The sequence below is a fragment of the Flavobacterium sp. genome, from assembly GCF_039916025.1.
In the GTDB taxonomy this organism is placed as follows: domain Bacteria; phylum Bacteroidota; class Bacteroidia; order Flavobacteriales; family Flavobacteriaceae; genus Flavobacterium.
Genome location: NZ_JBDSMB010000172.1, coordinates 1 through 3,757 on the forward strand (window position 1 = coordinate 1; position 3,757 = coordinate 3,757).

The following is a 3,757-nucleotide window of genomic DNA, read 5'->3' on the forward strand; positions in this document are numbered from 1 at the left end:
AAATACTTGAACTTGCAGCCATTCCTGGCATAAAATAAACATGAATTTTTGGCATTTTTTAACTTGAAAGTGGTTAATTATTAGTAACTTTGCATAAAAATAATCCTTTTTTTTAATTCATCATGGACACAACAGCATTATTAGAAAAAATCGAGATTAAAGACAATACTTTTGCTCGTCAGTTTGAAACTTTGGTAGATGGAAAATTAATTTCTGTAGAATACTCATTTCAGGAGAAGAAGATTTTCTTAACGAGAATAAATGTTTTTGATGGTTTTGACAATGAAGGATTTATCAATGATTTGTTGAAGAATATTATGGAAATAGCTTATGAACGCAAATTAAAAGTCGTTCCTATTTTACCTAAAATTGCTCTTTTCTTCAGAAAAAATACTTGTTACAGAGATTTACTTCCACCAGGAATTAAAATATAAAGCATACAAATTCCAAAATTTAAATTCCAAATTCCAACTTTTTATATAATTGGAATTTGGAATTTTTCGTTTTGGAATTTTAATCTCACGCTTCCATCATCGTCTATTCTTGACAAATTGATTTCGTGTAATGTGTTTACCAATTCCGGATTCCAAGGAGTTTTTACTTTGACATAGTTTTCGGTAAATCCATGAATATAGCCTTCTTTATTTTCACCTTCGAATAAAACTGTTCGATTCGTTCCAATCTGACTTTCATAAAAAGCACGTCGTTTCTTTACTGACAAACCGCGAAGCATCTTACTTCTTTTGTTTCTCACATTCATCGGAACAACACCATCCATTTCGGCAGCTTCAGTATTATCCCTTTCCGAATACGTAAAAACGTGTAGATATGAAATGTCCATTTCGTTTATGAAATTATAAGTTTCCAGGAAATTTTCATCAGTTTCACCCGGAAAACCAACAATAACATCAACACCAATACAAGCATGAGGCATTACTTCACGGATCTTGTTTACCCGCTCTGTGTAAACTTCACGTAGATAACGACGCTTCATTTTCTTTAAGATGTCATTGCTTCCACTTTGCAACGGAATATGAAAATGTGGCACGAATGTGCGGCTTTGCGACACAAATTCAATCGTTTCGTTTTTCAAAAGATTTGGTTCGATAGACGAAATTCGGAGTCTTTCAATTCCTTCAACTTCATCTAAAGCCTGAACTAAATCCAGAAAAGTATGTTCGTGTTTTTTATTTCCGAATTCACCTTTTCCGTAATCCCCAATATTTACGCCAGTCAAAACAATTTCTTTTATTCCTTGTTTCGAAATATCAGATGCATTTTTTAATACATTTTCCAAAGCATCGCTTCTCGAAATTCCACGTGCCAAAGGAATTGTGCAATATGTACATTTATAATCGCAGCCATCCTGAACTTTTAGAAAAGCACGGGTTCTGTCTCCGATAGAATAACTTCCAACATAAAAATCGGCTTCTTCAATTTCACATGAATGCACTTCGCCCATATCATTTTTGGACAAATCATTTATATAATCGGTGATCTTGAATTTTTCGGTAGCACCCAAAACCAAATCAACGCCATCAACAGCAGCTAATTCTTCCGGTTTTAATTGCGCATAACAACCAACGGCAGCAACGAACGCTTTGTCGTTGAGCTTCATGGCTTTTTTTACTACTTGCTTGAATTGTTTATCGGCATTCTCCGTAACTGAACACGTGTTGATCACATAGATATCAGCTACTTCTTCAAAATCGACGCGGTCAAAACCTTCGTCCTGAAAATTTCTCGCGATGGTAGAAGTTTCGGAGAAATTTAATTTGCAGCCTAAAGTATAAAAGGCAACTTTCTTTTTGTTTTCCATAATCTTTCTCAGTTAATGAAATCGTTGTCAAAAATTGAGGTTGCAAATTTAAGAAGTTTAAATAAAAAGCAGCCACGAATGCACAAATAATTTAAGAGACAAATAATTAAAAAAATATTCGTGTATTCGTGGCTAATTTAAAATCTATTCTTTTCTATACTTCTTTGTGATTTCAAAAACGTGTTCCAGGATTTTCGCATCTTCATCCGAAAATTCAATTTGACGACGTGCCATAACTATTTTCGCAGTCTGAAAAGCTTTTGATGTTAAGTATGTTGTAAATCCGGATGCTCCACCCCAGGAGTAACTTGGGACAAAATTTCGTGGAAAACCTGAACCAAAAATATTAGCTGAAACTCCAACGACAGTTCCTGTATTGAACATCGTATTGATTCCACATTTGCTGTGATCACCCATCATCAATCCGCAGAATTGCAAACCGGTCCGGGCAAAACCTTCGGTTTCATAGCTCCACAAACGCACTTCTTCGTAGTTGTTTTTCAGATTAGAATTGTTGCTGTCGGCACCAATATTACACCATTCACCCAAAACAGAATTACCTAAAAATCCATCGTGGCCTTTATTAGAATAACCAAACAAAACACAATTACTTACTTCACCGCCAATCACCGAATGCGGGCCAACTGTAGTTGCACCATAAACTTTGGCAGCCAGTTTCACTCTTCCCGATTCGCATAAAGCAAATGGTCCACGAATGACAGAACCTTCCATGATTTCAGCGTTTTTTCCGATGTAAATTGGGCCGGTTGAAGCATTCAAGGTCACGAATTCCAGCTTTGCTCCTTCTTCGATAAATATATTTTCCGGCGAAAGCACGTTAACGCTTTTCGGAATCGGTTGTGAATGCCTACCTTCGGTTATCAATTCGAAATCTTCGCGAAGCGCAGGGTCATTTTTGGCAAAAATATCCCAGGTATTGGCAACTGTTATACATTCTTCACTAAATTCAATAATTTCATAACTGTCAAAATCGACTTCTTCCTGAGTATCATTCGTATAAAAAGCGATGACTTCATCGCCCTTAAAAATGGCTTGATTTTTTTCCAGACTTTTCACCATTTCGGCAAGAATGTCATTTGGCAAAAAAGAAGCATTAATCATAACGTTGTCTTCCATTTCAACCATTGGAAACTTTTCAGAAAGATATTCTTCGGTCAAAGTTGTGGTTGTATAACCTAAATATTTTTCCCATTTTTCACGAATGGTCAAAATCCCGATACGGATATCGGCAACTGGTCTTGTGAATGTAAATGGTAAAAGTGCGTTACGAACTGTTCCGTCAAAAAGTATGTAGTTCATTGTTGTGAGTTTATTTCATCAGTTCGCCTTATGGCTCGTGTCAAAGTTGCAAAGTGTCAAAGTTACAAAGTTTATTGCATAAAAAAACCACTCTCTTTCGGGAATGGTTTTGATAAAATTGAAACACTTAAAAAATTATTTTGAGTGTTTAGCGTATTTAGTTTTGAATTTATCAATACGTCCTGCAGTATCAATAAGTTTAGATTTACCTGTGTAAAAAGGATGAGAAGTTCTGGAAATCTCCATTTTGAATACTGGGTATTCAACACCTTCGTGAGTGATTGTTTCTTTTGTTTCAACTGTTGATTTAGTAATAAATACATCGTCGTTTGACATGTCTTTAAAAGCAACTAATCTGTAATTTTCTGGGTGAATTCCTTGTTTCATTGTGTAAATCTTTTTATTGTTATGAAGTAGTTTGTTTTGAAGCTTTCTTTTAGAAAGGTATAAACCAGCTACAGCTTTTATTTATTTCTATTTTTAATTAGAGAGTGCAAAATTACACTTATTTTTTAAAAATCAAACCAATATGTAACTTTTTTTAATTGTTTTACACTTACCGAAAAGTAATTACGGAATTACTATATTTGTTAACTAATCAAAACCTAAATTTATTAT

4 protein-coding genes are annotated in these 3,757 nt (G+C 34.5%); 1 reads left to right on the top strand and 3 read right to left on the bottom strand.

The window, feature by feature from the left end:
- Window positions 1-122 precede the first annotated feature (122 nt).
- Window positions 123-434, top strand: coding sequence for an N-acetyltransferase (locus ABIQ27_RS12980; protein WP_348034339.1), 312 nt, complete (start codon window positions 123-125; stop codon window positions 432-434).
- A 41-nt stretch (window positions 435-475) separates the two neighbouring features.
- On the opposite strand, the gene mtaB is transcribed toward ABIQ27_RS12980, so the two are convergent.
- From mtaB to ABIQ27_RS12995, 3 genes are all read right to left on the bottom strand, one after another.
- Entirely contained in the window at window positions 476-1,819 is a 1,344-nt protein-coding gene (gene mtaB, locus ABIQ27_RS12985; protein ID WP_348034340.1) for a tRNA (N(6)-L-threonylcarbamoyladenosine(37)-C(2))-methylthiotransferase MtaB, read from the bottom strand.
- Window positions 1,820-1,963: 144 nt separating this feature from the next.
- Window positions 1,964-3,139 (bottom strand): GlmU family protein, encoded by a 1,176-nt coding sequence (locus ABIQ27_RS12990; RefSeq protein WP_348034341.1) that lies wholly within the window; start codon window positions 3,137-3,139, stop codon window positions 1,964-1,966.
- Between the two features lie 135 nt (window positions 3,140-3,274).
- On the bottom strand, window positions 3,275-3,526 hold the full coding sequence (locus ABIQ27_RS12995) for a type B 50S ribosomal protein L31 (protein WP_136153018.1): 252 nt from the start codon (window positions 3,524-3,526) through the stop codon (window positions 3,275-3,277).
- Window positions 3,527-3,757: the final 231 nt, after the last annotated feature.

Bases quoted from the DNA above. Each gene is read 5' to 3' on its own strand.
- ABIQ27_RS12980 (WP_348034339.1), top strand. From the start codon at position 123: ATGGACACAACAGCATTATTAGAAAAAATCGAGATTAAAGACAATACT.
- mtaB (WP_348034340.1), bottom strand. From the start codon at position 1,819: ATGGAAAACAAAAAGAAAGTTGCCTTTTATACTTTAGGCTGCAAATTA.
- ABIQ27_RS12990 (WP_348034341.1), bottom strand. From the start codon at position 3,139: ATGAACTACATACTTTTTGACGGAACAGTTCGTAACGCACTTTTACCA.
- ABIQ27_RS12995 (WP_136153018.1), bottom strand. From the start codon at position 3,526: ATGAAACAAGGAATTCACCCAGAAAATTACAGATTAGTTGCTTTTAAA.